This window comes from Achromobacter spanius, from assembly GCF_029637605.1.
Classification (GTDB): Bacteria; Pseudomonadota; Gammaproteobacteria; order Burkholderiales; family Burkholderiaceae_B; genus Achromobacter; species Achromobacter spanius_E.
This window is the reverse complement of the sequence record NZ_CP121261.1, coordinates 5,911,245-5,924,995: the sequence shown is the minus strand read 5'-3', so window position 1 is coordinate 5,924,995 and position 13,751 is coordinate 5,911,245. Positions and strand designations below refer to the sequence as shown.

Below are 13,751 nucleotides of genomic sequence, written 5' to 3'. Positions count from 1 at the left end.
GCCGTGGACGCCGGCCGCCTCCTGTATCCTGACGTTTCGGCGCCAACGCGGCGCCCCCCGATTCAAGCGAAGGAAGATTCCAACATGGACGCCCTGTATTGGCACGACGGTCACTGGACCACTGAAAACCCCAAACTGCTCGGCCCGGCCGACCACGCCTTCTGGATGGCCAGCATGGTCTTTGACGGCGCGCGCGCTTTCCGCGGCCTCACGCCTGACCTGGACCTGCACTGCCAGCGTGTCGTGCGTTCGGCCGAAAAAATGCTGATGAAGCCGCAGATTGGCTGGGAAGACATCCAGAAGCTGTGCCTGGAAGCCGTTGCCAAGTTCCCGGCCGGCACCGAGCTCTACATCAAGCCGATGTTCTATTGCGCCGACGGTTTCCTGCTGCCGGATGCCGACAAGACCCAGTTCGTATTGCACGTGTTCAAGGTGCCGATGCCGGGCGAACTTGGCTTTTCGGCCTGCTTTTCCAGCTACGCGCGCTCGTGGCCGAACATGGCGCCCACCGACGCCAAGGCATCGTGCCTGTATCCGAACGGCCAACGCGCCATCCGCGAAGCCGCCGAGAAGGGTTTCGACAACGCCATCATGCTGGACGGCGCGGGCAATATTGCCGAGTTCGCCACCAGCAATCTGTGGATCGCCAAGAATGGCGTGGTTTCCACCCCCGTGGACAATGGCACCTTCCTGAACGGCATCACGCGCCGCCGCGTATTGGCCCTGCTGCAAGCCGATGGCGTCGAGGTGCAGGAACGCAGCCTGACCCGCGCCGACATCGAAGACGCGGACGAAGTGTTCTCAAGCGGTAACTACGGCAAGGTGGTGCACGTGAATCGCGTGGAAGACCGCGCGCTGGAGTACGGCCCGATGGCCCGTCGCGCACACAAGCTGTATATGGATTACGCGGAAAGCACCGGCCGCCAGTCCGCATAGGGCCCTGCATCGCGCCGCAAGCGCGCAAAAAAATGCCGCGATCCGAATCAGGATCGCGGCATTTTTCTTGGCCATCGAATCAGCCAGAAAGGTGACTCAGGGTACGGGTCAGTCCGCTTCGGCGCCCTTGCCCAAGCCCAGATAGCTTTCGATCACCTTCGGGTTGCCGGCCAGTTCGCGCGCCGGGCCATGCAGGATGACTTCACCGGTTTCCAGCACATAGCCGTAATCCGCCACTTGCAGCGCCGCGCGGGCGTTTTGCTCGACCAGCAAGATCGCCACGCCGGTTTCGCGCAGGCGGGCAATGATGTGGAAGATCTCGCGCACAATGCGCGGCGCCAGGCCAAGGCTGGGCTCATCCAGCATCAGCAAGGTGGGCTTGGCCATCAGCGCGCGGCCTACGGCCAGCATCTGGCGTTCGCCGCCCGACAAGGTGCCGGCCTGTTGCCCACGGCGCTCGCGCAGGCGTGGAAACAGGTCGAACACTTCATTCAGCGTGTCGCGCCAGCCGGCCTCGCGGGCGCGGTAGCGGCGAAAGCCGCCCAGCAGCAGGTTGTCTTCGACGGACATGGTGCCGAACAATTCGCGGCGCTCGGGCACCAGCGACATGCCGGCCGCCACGCGGCGCTCGACCTGCCAGCCGGACACGTCGGTGCCCGCGTATTGCACACTGCCGGCCGCATGGCCGGTTTGCGGCAAGGAACCCATCATGGCGTTCAGCATGGTGGATTTGCCGGCACCGTTGGCGCCGATCACGGTAACGATGCTGCCGGCCGGCACGGTCAACGATGCGCCGACCAGCGCGCCGACCTTGCCGTAACGCGCCGACAGGTTGCTGACTTCCAGCACGGGCGATTGGGTTGCGTTCATTGCACACCTCCCGCGGACACGGGCTTGGCCTGATCCGCTTCGGGCAGGTCGTCATCGATGCCGCCCAAATAGGCTTCCAGCACCGCTGGGTTCTTTTGCACGTCGGCGGGCACGCCTTCGGCCAGCTTGGTGCCGAAGTCCATCACCACCAGGTGGTTGGTCAGGCGCATGACAAAATCCATATCGTGTTCGACCAGCAAAATGCTCATGCCTTCCGAGCGCAGTTGCTCCAGCACGCGAGCCAGGTCTTGCTTTTCCTTGTAGCGCAGGCCGGCGGCCGGCTCGTCCAGCAGCAGCAGCACCGGATCGGACGCCAGGGCGCGCGCGATTTCCAGGATGCGTTGCTGGCCCAGCGCCAGGTTGCCCGCCTGTTCGTACAGGTATTCGCCCAGGCCAACGCGCTTGATCTGCTCGGCGGCTTCATGCAGCAGTTGCGCCTCGCGGGCGCGATCCGAATGCAAGGCGCCCGCCAGCACACCCACGTCGGACCGCAAGTGCGCGCCCAACGCCACATTTTCCAGCACGCTCATGCCCGGCAGCAATTGCACGTGTTGGAACGTGCGGCCGACGCCCAACTTGGCGATCTCGCGCGCCGAGCGGTTGTCGATGCGCTGGCCCATGAACGTGACCTTGCCGCGCGTCACCGGCAACACGCCGCTGATCAGGTTGAACGTCGTGCTCTTGCCGGCGCCATTGGGGCCGATCAGGCCCATGATTTCACCCGAGCTGACTTTGAACGTGATGTCGTTCACGGCGACCAGCCCACCGAATTCCTTGCGGATGGCGTCCACTTCCAGCACCACCTGGCCCGCCTGGGGACGGGCGCGCGTCGGCAAAGCCGGCGCGGCAGCGGGCGGCGCAAGGTTGCGGCGCGAGCCATCGGCGCCGGTAATGCTGCTCCACCAGCCCGCCAGAATGGGCCACAGGCCATTGCGTGCGTATTGCAGCATCAGGATCAGCAGCACGCCGAAGACGATCATCTCGAAGTTGGCGTTGGTGTCCAGCAGCTTGGGCAGCCAATTCTGCAACTGGTCCTTCAGCACCAGGATGACGCCGGAACCCAGCAAGGCGCCCCAGACGTAGCCCGCGCCGCCCACGACCGCCATGAACAGGTATTCGATGCCGTAGTTGATGCCAAACGGGCTGGGGCTGACGGCGCGCTGCATGTGTGCGTAGAGCCAGCCCGAAATGCAGGCCAGCAAGGCCGCCCAGACAAAGATCACAACCTTGTAGGCCGCGGTGTTCACGCCCATGGATTCCGCCATGCCCGCGCCGCTCTTCAAGGCACGGATGGCACGGCCCGGACGCGAATTGAGCAGGTTGCGGGTGGCCCACAGCGCCAGCAGCACGAATACCCAGATCAGGTAATAGATGTTGCGACCGCTGGCCAGCGACACCCCGAAGATGCTGATGGGCTCGATGCCGGCAATACCGTCGTGCTTGCCCAGCCAGTCGATGTTGCCGAACAGGAAGTACAAGGACAGGCCCCACGCAATGGTGCCCAGCGGCAGGTAGTGGCCGGACAGGCGCAGGGTGATCGCGCCCAGCAGGTAGGCGACGACAGCGGTCAAGACCAGGCCCACCGGCAACGCCAGCCAGGGCGACACGTCGTACTGCGTGGTCAGGAACGCCGTGGTGTAGGCGCCCAGCCCGACAAACGCGGCCTGCCCGAACGACGTCAAGCCGCCCACGCCGGTCAGCAATACCAGGCCCAGCACGATCAGGCTGGCCAGACCGATGTAGTTGAGTTGCGTCACCCAGAATTCGGGCGTGACCGGCAGCAATGGCAGGCCCACCAGGACGACGATGAATACAGCAAGCAGAATGCGATTCATGGCGTTTATTCCTCTTCGTCCACGTGATGGGTGCTGAACGAACGCCAGACCAGAACCGGGATAATCAAGGTAAAGACGATCACTTCCTTATAGGCGCTTGCCCAGAAGGACGAGAACGATTCCAGCACACCGACCAACAGCGAGCCGGCGGCGGCCACGGGGTAGCTGGCCAGGCCGCCGATGATGGCGCCCACGAAGCCCTTCAGGCCGATCAGGAAACCGGTGTCGTAATACACGGTCGTGATGGGCGCGATCAACATGCCGGACATGGCGCCAATGGCGGTCGCCAACGTGAACGTCAGGCTGCCGGACATGGTGGTGCTGATGCCCACCAGGCGGGCACCGCGACGGTTCACGGCCGTGGCGCGCAGCGCGCGGCCATACAGCGTCTTGCCGAAGAACAGCCACAGCGCGGTGATGAGCAGCCCGCAGGTGGCCACCACGAAGAGGCTTTGCGCGGACCAGGTCATGAAGCCGAAGTCGACTTGCCCGCTGACGAACGGCGGCGTGCGCCAGCCTTCAGCGCCAAAGAACACCAACGCCAGGCCGGTCAGCGCGAAGTGCACCGCGACCGAGACGATCAGCAGCACCAGCACCGTGGCTTCGGCCAGGGGTTGATAGACGATGCGATAGACCATCGGCCCCATCGGGATCACCAGCAACAGCGTCAACAGCATGTTCAGCCACAACGAGTTGTCGGGCGCGGTGTAGCTCTTGGTCAGCCAGAACAGGGCCAAAGGCAGGACGAGGCTGATGACGAAGGTTTTGGGCAGTCCGGCGAAGTTGCGGGTGCGCAGCGCACGCACCAGTTCCATCGCCAGGCACAAGGCGCCCAGCAGTGGCAGCAGGTAGGCCGTGCCCGGCATTTTGCCGTCAACCAGCATGGCCAGGGTCAGGGCGCCGAACGCCACGAACTCACCCTGGGGAATGAAAATGACGCGCGTAACGGCGAAAACCAGCACCAGAGCCATACCCAGAAGGGCATAGATAGCACCGTTGACGACACCGTCTTGCAGCAGGATCAGCGCAATTGTGGAATCCATCTAACAACCTTATTGATTCTTGGTGTTCCGGCCCCGCCCGGAACACTGATACGACACACCGGCCGGAAAGGCCGGTGCGAAGCATTGCTCAGGCGCCGCAAGGCAAGCGCCAGCCACTGGCGCCCCCTTTGCGTTGCACATCCGTGGATCGGGCAATCCTGGGGAAATTACAGGTCGGGCTGATAAACCCACTTGCCATTTTCGACCTTGACGATGACGCGCGAACGCTCGTCGAAGCCGGCGTGGTCGGTGGGCGACATGTTGAACACGCCCTGCGACGCAGCCAGGTTCTTCACGCCTTCCAGGGCGTCGCGCATGGCGGCGCGGAATTCCGGCGTACCGGGCTTGGCGCCGGTCTTCAGCGCCACGGGCAGCGCCGTCACGACCAGTTGGCCGGCATCCCACATGTGGCCGCCGAACGTGTTGGTGGAATTGGCGCCGTTGGCCTTTTCGTAGGTCTCGACATAAGCCAGGGCCGACTTCTTGACCGGGTTCGAATCGGGCAATTGGGCGGCAACCAGCAGCGGACCGGCCGGCAGGTACATGCCATTGCAGTCCTTGCCGCAAACGCGCAGCACGTCGTTGTTGGCAGCGCCGTGGGTTTGGTAGATGGTGCCGCCGTAGTTGCGGGCCTTCAGTTCCTTTTGCGGCAGCGCCGACGGGGTGCCGGCGCCGGCGATCAGGATGGCGTCCGGCTTTGCGCCGACCAGCTTGAGCACCTGGCCCGTCACGCTGGTGTCGGTACGGCTGTATTTTTCGATGGCGACGATTTCAATGCCCTTGGCCTTGGCGGCCTTTTGCATCACGTCCAGCCAGCCGTCGCCGTAGGCGTCGGCAAAGCCGATGAAGCCCAGCGTCTTGACCTTGGACTTGGCCATGGCGTCAGCCAGGGCGCCGGCCATCAGCGCGTCGTTCTGCGGGGTCTTGAAGACCCAGCGGCGCTTGTCATCCACGGGTTCGACGATCTTGGCGCTGGCGGCCACGCTGATCATCGGCACCTTGGCTTCGGCGGCCACGTCGACCATGGCCAGCGAGCCCGGCGTCACGGACGTACCGATCAGCACATCGACCTTGTCGTCGGTGGCCAGCTTGCGCGAGTTCTTGACGGCTTGGGTGGTATCGGTGGCGTCGTCCAGGACGATCCATTCGATCTTCTGGCCTGCCACTTCCTTGGGCAGCAGCGCCACGGTATTGCGTTCGGGGATACCCAGCGAGGCGGCCGGGCCGGTGCTGGACACCGTTACGCCTACCTTGACCTGCGCGCTCGCCAGGAGCGGCACGGCCAGGGCGAAAGCGGCAGCCGCCGCGGACAAGCCGAAGTGCTTGCGCATATTTTTGTCTCCTGTGATGGCTCTTATGTGCCTCGATTGAGGCGAAGCGAGCCTAGTTAAAGTTATACAGAAAAAAATATTATAGGGTTAAAACAGTATCAAATGACGCCGCGCAACTACGGTAAATCCCTGATGTGCTGCGGAAACATTGATTCAGCAAACGCATTCGTTAATGGCGAACTTGTACTTGAAAAACTTTCGGCACGTCTGTTGGGGGATTCCCTTGGAAATTGGAGCATGCCGCAAAGCCGGCCGGTGCCCGGTTACGGTGCTGTCACCCGACGCCCGGCATGGCGGCTAACGGCCCAGCATCGGCCAGACACGCTCTACCCGCGACGCCACCCACGCCGCAATCACGGCTTTGATGAGATCGCCCGGCAGGAATACCGCAACGGCGGCCGCCGCCTTGGGCAAGCCCATCTTCGTAACGGATGCCAGCCACGGCACCCCGAAGGCATACACGACCAAGATACCGCCCACCACGCAGGCGACCATGTAGCCGCCCAGCTTCGCCCAATCCCGCGCTGCACGCGCCGCCAGCATGCGCGCCAGCCAGCCGATCACCAATGCGCCCACCGCCATGCCCACCAGGAAACCGCCCGTCGGCCCCAGGAATGCGCCCAGGCCACCGCGCCCACCAGGCAGCACAGGCAGCCCGATCGCCGCCAAAACCAGATAGAGCAGGCAAGCCAGCGCCCCGCGCACCGGGCCCAGCATGGCGCCGGCCAGCATGGCACCCAGCGTCTGCAAGGTGATCGGCACGGGAATGCCCGGCAGGGGAATGGGCGGAATCAGGCTCAGGACGACGATCAGCGCCGCGAACAGCGCGATCAGCACGGTGTTGTGGGATTTCATGGGTTCACCTTTATGGAATCAATACGGCGTGGGATCACGACGGCGGGCGGTCCGCTCAGGCACTGCGCGCGTCAATAGCTTCGGCCACTTCCTGGGCACGCTTCAAGGTCAGCACAATCAGCGGCACGATCAACGCAAGCGGGTGGGCGCCTAAGCCGCGCGCCGCCTGGGCTTCGCGAATCTCGTGAAAGTTGCGCCAGATTTCGGGTACGAAACGCAAGGCCAGCGCCAGGGCCAGCGCCACCTTGCCGGCGTCCAGCAGCCCGATGCGCTCCAGCGGCATCAAGGCGCGTTCGCAGACGGCGATCAGGTCCGAGGTACGAGTCGCCAGCGTCACCGCCAGCGCCAACCCCACCATGGCCCCCACGCGCAGCACCACCGCCAGGGCCTCAACCCAGCCTTGGAACACACCCGTGAACACGCCCACCGCCAGCAACACCCACAACAGCCCGCGCACCTGGCGCCAGACGGCAGCCGCCGAGACGCCGGTCGACCACACCAGCAGGGCCGCCGCCGCGAACGCCGCGCCCAGCCAACGGGGGTCGCGCAGTACGAACAGGCTTGCCCCGGCCGCCACCAGCGCGGCCAGCTTCAGCCAGGCGGGCAACCGGTGCAGCGCCGAGCGGCCGGCAACGTAAAGCGGTTCGATCATGCGCAGTGCTCCCGATACCAGCGCAAGGCCGCCGCGGGCGTGTCGTCGGCGGCGATGGCGCCCTCGCGCACCACCAGCACCCGGTCAAAATCTTCCAGTAATTCCAGATCGTGGCTGACGACAATCGCGTCGTGGGGCAGCGCCGCAATGGCATGGCGGACCCGGTTGCGGTTGCGCAGGTCCAATTGCGTGGTCGGTTCGTCAAAGACGACCAGCGCCGGTTCCATGACCAGCACTGCCGCCAGCGCCACCAGTTGGCGCTCGCCGCCGGACAGCGTGTGGCTGCTGCGGTCGGCCAGGTGGCCCACGCCCAGCGCGTTCAATTGGCTGTCGATGCGTGATTCGCGCCGCGCCTTGTCCGGCTCCAGGCGCTTCAGGCCAAACGCCAGGTCTTCGCGCACATTGGGAAACACGATCTGGTTTTCCGGGTTCTGGAATACGAAGCCCACGCGGCGGCGCACGGCCTTCAAGTCGTGGCGGGTATCCAGGCCGTCCACCCGCACGCTGCCCGCCGAAGGCACCACCAGGCCGTTGACCAGGCGCGCCAGCGTGCTCTTGCCCGCGCCGTTGGGTCCGACAATGCCGATGCGCCGTTCGGCCAGGGTTACGCTCACCCCGCGCAACACTTCCGCCTGGGGCGTCGACACTACCGCCTGGTCAAACTCGATTAACATGGGGCGGGATTATGCCCGAACCATTTCGGGCATCGGGACTCCAAGAGCTGATATGGAAAAAGTACGCAAATCCGACGCCGAATGGCGCGCACAACTTTCCCCCGAAGAATACGTGGTCACCCGTCAAAAAGGTACCGAACGCGCATTCACCGGGCGTTACTGGGATACGACCACGCCGGGCATATACCGCTGCGTGGGCTGTGGCACGGCCCTGTTCGCATCCGACACCAAATTCGACGCCGGCTGTGGCTGGCCCAGCTATTTCCAGGCGCTGGATCCCGAATTGGTGCGCGAAGAGCGCGACACGACCCACGGCATGGTCCGCACCGAAGTGCTGTGCAACGTCTGCGATTCACACCTGGGTCACGTCTTTCCCGACGGCCCGCCGCCCACCGGGCTGCGCTATTGCATCAATTCCCTGTCGATGACGTTTGAACCCATAGAAAACTGAATGAAGAAGTTTCTGTTCGACCTGTTCCCGCTGTTCCTGTTCTTCATTGCCTATCGGTACACGGACATCTTCACCGCCACGGCCGTCGCCATGGCGGCCGCCGTATTGCAGATTGTCTGGTTGAAGGTAACGGGCCGCCCCACCGAAGCCATGCATTGGGTGAACCTGACCGTCATCCTGGTCTTCGGCGGCGCCACCATCTGGCTGCATAGCGATGTGTTCATCAAGTGGAAGCCCACGGTGCTGTACTGGCTGTTCGGCGGCGCGCTGGTCTTCGCCCGCCTGCTGTTCGGCCGCAACCTGATCCGCCGCCTGATGGAAAAACAGATTCAACTGCCCGATGCGGCATGGGACAAGCTCAACCTGGTCTGGGCAGCCTTCTTCCTGGTAGCGGGCGCGCTGAACCTGTATGTGGCGTTCTCGGGCCATTTCACCGAGTCGCAATGGGTCAGCTTCAAGGCCTTTGGCCTGATGGGCCTGATGATCGTCTTCGTGATCGGGCAATCGGTCTGGCTGGGCAAGCACATCCAGACCGACGAAAACGCTGGCTCGGACACCCCGCCGAGCAAACCCTGATCCGCCAGACGGCCCAAGACGCTCCACTCCAACGGTCCAATCATCAGCGCGCACTGACAAGTGCGCGCGCCGGAACTTTCATATTGCCGCCATGTCAGAAACCACCGACCGCATCACCCTGATCCGGGAGCGCCTGGCCGCCCTGGATCCCGTCACGCTGGACATCCTGGACGACTCGCATTTGCATGCCGGCCACGAAGGCAGTAAAAACGGCGCCGGCCACTATCGCGTGCACATCGTAGCGCCTTGCTTCACGGGGCTCTCCGCCGTAGCGCGACATAGGCTGGTGTATCATCATTTGCAAGATTTGATCCCCTATCCGATTCATGCGCTTGCGCTAGATGCCCAGGCTCCCAAATAGAAAGTAAAAGGATATTCATGAAACGCATCGTCATGCTGGCTGCGGCCTGCGTCATCGCCGTGCCTGCTTTCGCGCAGAACGTGGCCACCGTTAACGGCAAGGCCATTCCGCAAAAGAATTTGGATCAATTCGTCAAGCTGCTGGTCAGCCAGGGCGCCACCGATTCGCCGCAACTGCGCGAACAGGTCAAGCAAGAAATGATCAACCGCCAGATCTTCGTGCAGGCCGCCGAATCCAGCGGCATCGCCAAGCAAGCCGACGTTCAGACCGAAATCGAACTGGCCCGCCAAGGCATCCTGGTTCGTGCCCTGATGGCCGACTACCTGGCCAAGCACCCGGTGTCGGACGCCAAGGTCACTGCTGAATACGACAAGATCAAGCAGGAACAAGCCGGCAAGATGGAATACAAGGTCCGCCACATCCTCGTCGAAGACGAGAAGACGGCCAATGACCTGCTGGCCCAGATCAAGAGCAACAAGAACAAGTTCGACGATCTGGCCAAGAAGAACTCGAAGGACCCCGGCAGCGCCGAAAAGGGTGGCGATCTGGGTTGGGCTCCCCCGACCAACTACGTCCAGCCGTTCGCGCAAGCCGTGACCCAACTGAAGAAGGGCGAAATGGTCGACAAGCCGATTCAGACCCAGTTCGGCTGGCACATCATCAAGGTTGACGACACTCGCCCGGTGGAATTCCCGCCGCTGGACCAAGTGCGTCCGCAACTGGAAGAAATGCTGCGCCAGCAAACCCTGGCCGACTACCAGAAGCAACTGCGCGACAAGGCCAAGATCCAGTAAGCCTGCGCCAGACCTGAAACTGCCCGCCCATGCGGGCAGTTTTTTTGTGCGCTTGCGGATCGTGCACTAGAACCAAAAAAAAGCTGCGCGCCTTGGGGCGTGCAGCTTTTTGATTTGCGTGTTGGCCTACTGCCGTTGATCTACCGTCTTTTGATCACGTCCGGCTACGACATGCCCAGCAGTTCTTTCAACGCGTCCTCGTCCAACACGGTGACGCCCAGTTCCTGCGCCTTCGTCAGCTTGCTGCCGGCCTCGGCGCCTGCCACCAGATACGCGGTCTTCTTGGACACCGACCCGCTGACCTTGCCGCCCGCCGCCTGGATGTGCATCGACGCCTCTTCGCGCGTCCAGTTGGGCAAGGTGCCGGTCAGCACAAAGGTCTTGCCCGCCAGCGTGGTGCTTTGCGGCACGGCTTCGGCCACGGGGTTAACGCCCTGCGCCTTCAATTGCTCGATCACGTCGCGGTTGTGCTGCTCGGCGAAGAAGCGGCGAATGGATGCCGCCACCACCGGGCCCACGTCCGGCACGGACGACAGCGCGTCTTCATCGGCGTCCATGATGGCGTCGATGCTGCCGAAATGCCGTGCGACATCGCGCGCGGTGGTTTCCCCAACATGGCGGATGCCCAGCGCGAACAGCAGGCGATTCAAGCCGGGTTCGCGCGCCTTGTCGATGGCGGCCACCAGGTTGTCAGCGGACTTCTGGCCCATGCGGTCCAGGCCTACGAGCTCCAGCGGGCGAAGGCTGTACAGGTCGGCCAAGGTCTTGACCCGGCCGCTGTCCACCAACTGGTCCACCAGCTTTTCACCCAGGCCTTCGATATCCAGCGCCTTGCGGCTGGCCGCGTGCCACAAGGTCTGCTTGCGCTGGGCGCCGCAGAACAGGCCACCCGTGCAGCGCGCAATGGTTTCGTCTTCAAGCCGTTCAATGGCCGAGCCACACACCGGGCAGGCCGTGGGCATGATGAATTCCTGCGCGTCGTCGGGGCGCTTTTCAAGCACAGGGCCCAGCACTTCGGGGATGACATCACCGGCCCGCCGCACGATGACCGTGTCACCCTTGCGCACGTCCTTGCGGCGAATTTCGTCTTCGTTATGCAGCGTAGCGTTGGTGACGGTGACGCCGCCCACGAATACGGGCTTCAGCCGCGCCACCGGGGTGATGGCACCGGTGCGGCCGACCTGGACTTCGATGTCCAGCAGCGTCGTGGTGGCTTCCTCGGCGGCGAACTTATGGGCCAGGGCGAAGCGCGGCGCGCGCGCCACAAAACCCAGCACCTTCTGCGCCGGCAGGGAATCCACCTTGTAGACCACGCCGTCGATGTCGTAGGGCAAGCTGGCGCGCATCGCACCCACCTGGGCGTAGAACGCCATCAAGCCTTCAGCGCCCGTGGCGCGGTGGTTGTGCTTCAGATTGACGGGCAGGCCCAGGGTGTGGAGCCAGGCCAGCATGGCGCCATGTGACGCTTCAGGCAGTTGCGACGCCTGGCCGGCGCCCGCCGTTGCCTCGTCGAACAAGCCGCTTTGCTTGCCAGGCAGGCCATGCACCTCGCCCCAGCCATAGGCGAAAAAGCGCAACGGGCGTTTGGCGGTGATGCGAGGGTCCAGTTGGCGCAGGCTGCCAGCCGCGGCATTGCGCGGGTTGACGAAGACTTTTTCGTCACGCTTGGCCTGAGCCACGTTCAATTTTTCGAAGTCGGCGCGGTTCATCAGCACTTCGCCGCGCACTTCCAGCACCTTCGGGGCAGCGCCCTGTAGCTGCAACGGAATGGCCTTGATCGTGCGGATATTGGAGGTGACGTCTTCACCGGTCTGGCCGTCGCCGCGTGTCGCGGCCTGAACCAGCCGGCCGTCTTCGTAGCGCAAACTGATCGCCAGCCCGTCGAGCTTCAGTTCACAGAAATAATCAGCCTGCTGCGCCGGGCCCAGCAGGCCCGCGCCGCGCAGGGTATCCGTCACGCGGCGGTCGAACGCCACGACTTCTTCTTCGTCGAATGCGTTATTCAGCGACAGCATCGGCACCGCATGGCGCACGCTGCCAAAGGCAGAGACGGGCGCGGCACCCACGCGCTGCGTGGGCGATTCGGGTGTGACAAGTTCAGGGTGCTCGGCCTCAAGGGCTTCAAGCTGCCGCATCAAGCCGTCGTATTCGGCATCCGAAACCGAGGGCTCGTCATTGACGTAGTAGCGGACGTTGTGCTGCTCAATCTCGGCACGCAGCCGCGCCGCGGTTTCCGCGGGGTTGACCTCACCAGACACGCCACTCATTTATGCAAACACCCGTTGAGCACGCTCGCTTCCGGCGGGCAGGCCCGCTTGCTCAAGCTGTTCGAACAACACTTGCAGGCGTTCGTCGATAACGGTTTCCGACCCTTCGGCCAGCGGCTTGCCTTGGTCATCCACCAGTTCCGCGCGCAGGCGAGCGGCCAGGTCGCGGCCCACGTCCACCATGCGGCCAAAGGCGCGCTTGTCAGCCGGCGCGCACGGCACATCCAGCAACAGGTAGAGGCGTTCCACGCCCCCCATGCCCGCATCGAAGGTGGCGCCGTCAGCGCGCGACAAGGTGAAGCGGGTGACGCCGTTTTCAGCGGGCCAGGCAAGACGGTTGCCGTCGGCCAGGAAACCGGTGTCGCGGGCAACGGCAAGCACTTCCGCCGCCGGCTGGGCCGAACCCAACAACAAGGTCAGACCCACTTGGGTGTCCAGTGCGGCGCAGGTGTCGTCGAGGCGCGCGCCCTGCTCCAGCACGGCTTGCTGGTCCGGGCCTTCGATGGTGGCGTCGAAGCGTTCAGCCATGTCTTGGGCACGCGCCCAGGCCTGCGACCATTCGATGGCGGTCAGCGGGCCGCTACGGTTGGCCAGCAACACGGCCAATTGCATCGATGCATAGGACTCGGCAGGATGCACGCGCGCGCGGTGGCGGCGCTGGTCGGTTTCGGCAAACACGCGCATGGGCTTGCGGCCAACATGACGCAGGCTTTGCATATAGGGAAGCAGGTCAGCGCCGCGCACGGGCTCCGCGAAGTTGATTTCAATGACCACTTCGCAGGCCGGATCGGGCTCTTCGGCGTCGTCGGCGTCGCTGCCCGGATCCACCGGGGCAGGTTGGCCCGGTTGCGCGCGCGGGGCGTCCCCGCCCATGCCGGGTTCGCGCCGGCTGGCGCCAGCCGCCGTGGCCGAGGAGGCACCGGCAGCGGCGCCCGCACCCAGCAGCGGATCCTGTTCAGACGTGGGGAAATGGCTCTGCATCTTGCGCCGGACACGACGGTCCTGCCACCAGTTGAATCCCAACACCAGCAGTATCAGCAAGACGCCCAGGGCTATCAGCCCGATCTGCAAATCACTCATGTGTACATCCCGCGCCAGAAGGCGGC

At 64.0% G+C, this 13,751-nt stretch carries 14 protein-coding genes; 5 read left to right on the top strand and 9 right to left on the bottom strand.

What is annotated here, in order from left to right; all coding sequences use genetic code 11:
• Nucleotides 1-84: 84 nt before the first annotated feature.
• Nucleotides 85-936: a branched-chain amino acid aminotransferase gene (locus P8T11_RS26515; protein WP_268079293.1), complete on the top strand. Its 852-nt coding sequence runs from the start codon at nucleotides 85-87 to the stop codon at nucleotides 934-936.
• Nucleotides 937-1,044: 108 nt separating this feature from the next.
• Here P8T11_RS26515 and P8T11_RS26510 read toward each other — a convergent pair whose 3' ends face one another.
• The 7 genes from P8T11_RS26510 to P8T11_RS26480 form a co-directional block, all read right to left on the bottom strand.
• A complete protein-coding gene (locus P8T11_RS26510) occupies nucleotides 1,045-1,806 on the bottom strand; it encodes an ABC transporter ATP-binding protein (protein WP_268079294.1) in 762 nt (253 codons plus the stop codon).
• Nucleotides 1,803-3,641 carry a branched-chain amino acid ABC transporter ATP-binding protein/permease gene (locus P8T11_RS26505; RefSeq protein ID WP_268079295.1) on the bottom strand — a complete coding sequence of 613 codons (1,839 nt, stop codon included), beginning with the start codon at nucleotides 3,639-3,641 and terminating at the stop codon, nucleotides 1,803-1,805. Before P8T11_RS26505 ends, P8T11_RS26510 begins: the two co-directional genes overlap by 4 nt.
• 5 nt (nucleotides 3,642-3,646) lie before the next feature.
• Nucleotides 3,647-4,684 (bottom strand): branched-chain amino acid ABC transporter permease, encoded by a 1,038-nt coding sequence (locus P8T11_RS26500; protein ID WP_268079296.1) that lies wholly within the window; start codon nucleotides 4,682-4,684, stop codon nucleotides 3,647-3,649.
• Between the two features lie 167 nt (nucleotides 4,685-4,851).
• Nucleotides 4,852-6,015, bottom strand: a complete 1,164-nt coding sequence (locus P8T11_RS26495) for an ABC transporter substrate-binding protein (protein ID WP_268079297.1) — start codon at nucleotides 6,013-6,015, stop codon at nucleotides 4,852-4,854.
• 297 nt (nucleotides 6,016-6,312) lie between these two features.
• Nucleotides 6,313-6,870, bottom strand: coding sequence for a biotin transporter BioY (locus P8T11_RS26490; RefSeq protein ID WP_268079298.1), 558 nt, complete (start codon nucleotides 6,868-6,870; stop codon nucleotides 6,313-6,315).
• Between the two features lie 55 nt (nucleotides 6,871-6,925).
• Nucleotides 6,926-7,522 (bottom strand): energy-coupling factor transporter transmembrane component T family protein, encoded by a 597-nt coding sequence (locus P8T11_RS26485; RefSeq protein WP_268079299.1) that lies wholly within the window; start codon nucleotides 7,520-7,522, stop codon nucleotides 6,926-6,928.
• Entirely contained in the window at nucleotides 7,519-8,196 is a 678-nt protein-coding gene (locus P8T11_RS26480) for an energy-coupling factor ABC transporter ATP-binding protein (RefSeq protein WP_268079300.1), read from the bottom strand. Before P8T11_RS26480 ends, P8T11_RS26485 begins: the two co-directional genes overlap by 4 nt.
• 52 nt (nucleotides 8,197-8,248) lie before the next feature.
• On the opposite strand from P8T11_RS26480, the gene msrB reads away from it, so the two are divergent.
• The 4 genes from msrB (at nucleotide 8,249) to P8T11_RS26460 (ending at nucleotide 10,378) form a co-directional block, all read left to right on the top strand.
• Entirely contained in the window at nucleotides 8,249-8,647 is a 399-nt protein-coding gene (msrB, locus tag P8T11_RS26475) for a peptide-methionine (R)-S-oxide reductase MsrB (RefSeq protein WP_050447599.1), read from the top strand.
• Nucleotides 8,648-9,223, top strand: coding sequence for a septation protein A (locus P8T11_RS26470; RefSeq protein ID WP_268079301.1), 576 nt, complete (start codon nucleotides 8,648-8,650; stop codon nucleotides 9,221-9,223).
• A gap of 91 nt (nucleotides 9,224-9,314) precedes the next feature.
• Nucleotides 9,315-9,584, top strand: a complete 270-nt coding sequence (locus P8T11_RS26465) for a BolA family protein (RefSeq protein WP_100857899.1) — start codon at nucleotides 9,315-9,317, stop codon at nucleotides 9,582-9,584.
• Nucleotides 9,585-9,601: 17 nt separating this feature from the next.
• Nucleotides 9,602-10,378, top strand: a complete 777-nt coding sequence (locus P8T11_RS26460) for a peptidylprolyl isomerase (RefSeq protein WP_259251931.1) — start codon at nucleotides 9,602-9,604, stop codon at nucleotides 10,376-10,378.
• Between the two features lie 164 nt (nucleotides 10,379-10,542).
• Here P8T11_RS26460 and ligA read toward each other — a convergent pair whose 3' ends face one another.
• Together ligA and P8T11_RS26450 are read right to left on the bottom strand one after the other, a co-directional pair.
• Nucleotides 10,543-12,645, bottom strand: a complete 2,103-nt coding sequence (gene ligA / locus P8T11_RS26455; protein WP_268079302.1) for an NAD-dependent DNA ligase LigA — start codon at nucleotides 12,643-12,645, stop codon at nucleotides 10,543-10,545.
• Nucleotides 12,646-13,725, bottom strand: a complete 1,080-nt coding sequence (locus tag P8T11_RS26450) for a cell division protein ZipA C-terminal FtsZ-binding domain-containing protein (protein WP_268079303.1) — start codon at nucleotides 13,723-13,725, stop codon at nucleotides 12,646-12,648. It lies immediately after the preceding gene.
• Nucleotides 13,726-13,751: the final 26 nt, after the last annotated feature.

Bases quoted from the DNA above. Each gene is read 5' to 3' on its own strand.
- P8T11_RS26515 (WP_268079293.1), top strand. From the start codon at position 85: ATGGACGCCCTGTATTGGCACGACGGTCACTGGACCACTGAAAACCCC.
- P8T11_RS26510 (WP_268079294.1), bottom strand. From the start codon at position 1,806: ATGAACGCAACCCAATCGCCCGTGCTGGAAGTCAGCAACCTGTCGGCG.
- P8T11_RS26505 (WP_268079295.1), bottom strand. From the start codon at position 3,641: ATGAATCGCATTCTGCTTGCTGTATTCATCGTCGTCCTGGTGGGCCTG.
- P8T11_RS26500 (WP_268079296.1), bottom strand. From the start codon at position 4,684: ATGGATTCCACAATTGCGCTGATCCTGCTGCAAGACGGTGTCGTCAAC.
- P8T11_RS26495 (WP_268079297.1), bottom strand. From the start codon at position 6,015: ATGCGCAAGCACTTCGGCTTGTCCGCGGCGGCTGCCGCTTTCGCCCTG.
- P8T11_RS26490 (WP_268079298.1), bottom strand. From the start codon at position 6,870: ATGAAATCCCACAACACCGTGCTGATCGCGCTGTTCGCGGCGCTGATC.
- P8T11_RS26485 (WP_268079299.1), bottom strand. From the start codon at position 7,522: ATGATCGAACCGCTTTACGTTGCCGGCCGCTCGGCGCTGCACCGGTTG.
- P8T11_RS26480 (WP_268079300.1), bottom strand. From the start codon at position 8,196: ATGTTAATCGAGTTTGACCAGGCGGTAGTGTCGACGCCCCAGGCGGAA.
- msrB (WP_050447599.1), top strand. From the start codon at position 8,249: ATGGAAAAAGTACGCAAATCCGACGCCGAATGGCGCGCACAACTTTCC.
- P8T11_RS26470 (WP_268079301.1), top strand. From the start codon at position 8,648: ATGAAGAAGTTTCTGTTCGACCTGTTCCCGCTGTTCCTGTTCTTCATT.
- P8T11_RS26465 (WP_100857899.1), top strand. From the start codon at position 9,315: ATGTCAGAAACCACCGACCGCATCACCCTGATCCGGGAGCGCCTGGCC.
- P8T11_RS26460 (WP_259251931.1), top strand. From the start codon at position 9,602: ATGAAACGCATCGTCATGCTGGCTGCGGCCTGCGTCATCGCCGTGCCT.
- ligA (WP_268079302.1), bottom strand. From the start codon at position 12,645: ATGAGTGGCGTGTCTGGTGAGGTCAACCCCGCGGAAACCGCGGCGCGG.
- P8T11_RS26450 (WP_268079303.1), bottom strand. From the start codon at position 13,725: ATGAGTGATTTGCAGATCGGGCTGATAGCCCTGGGCGTCTTGCTGATA.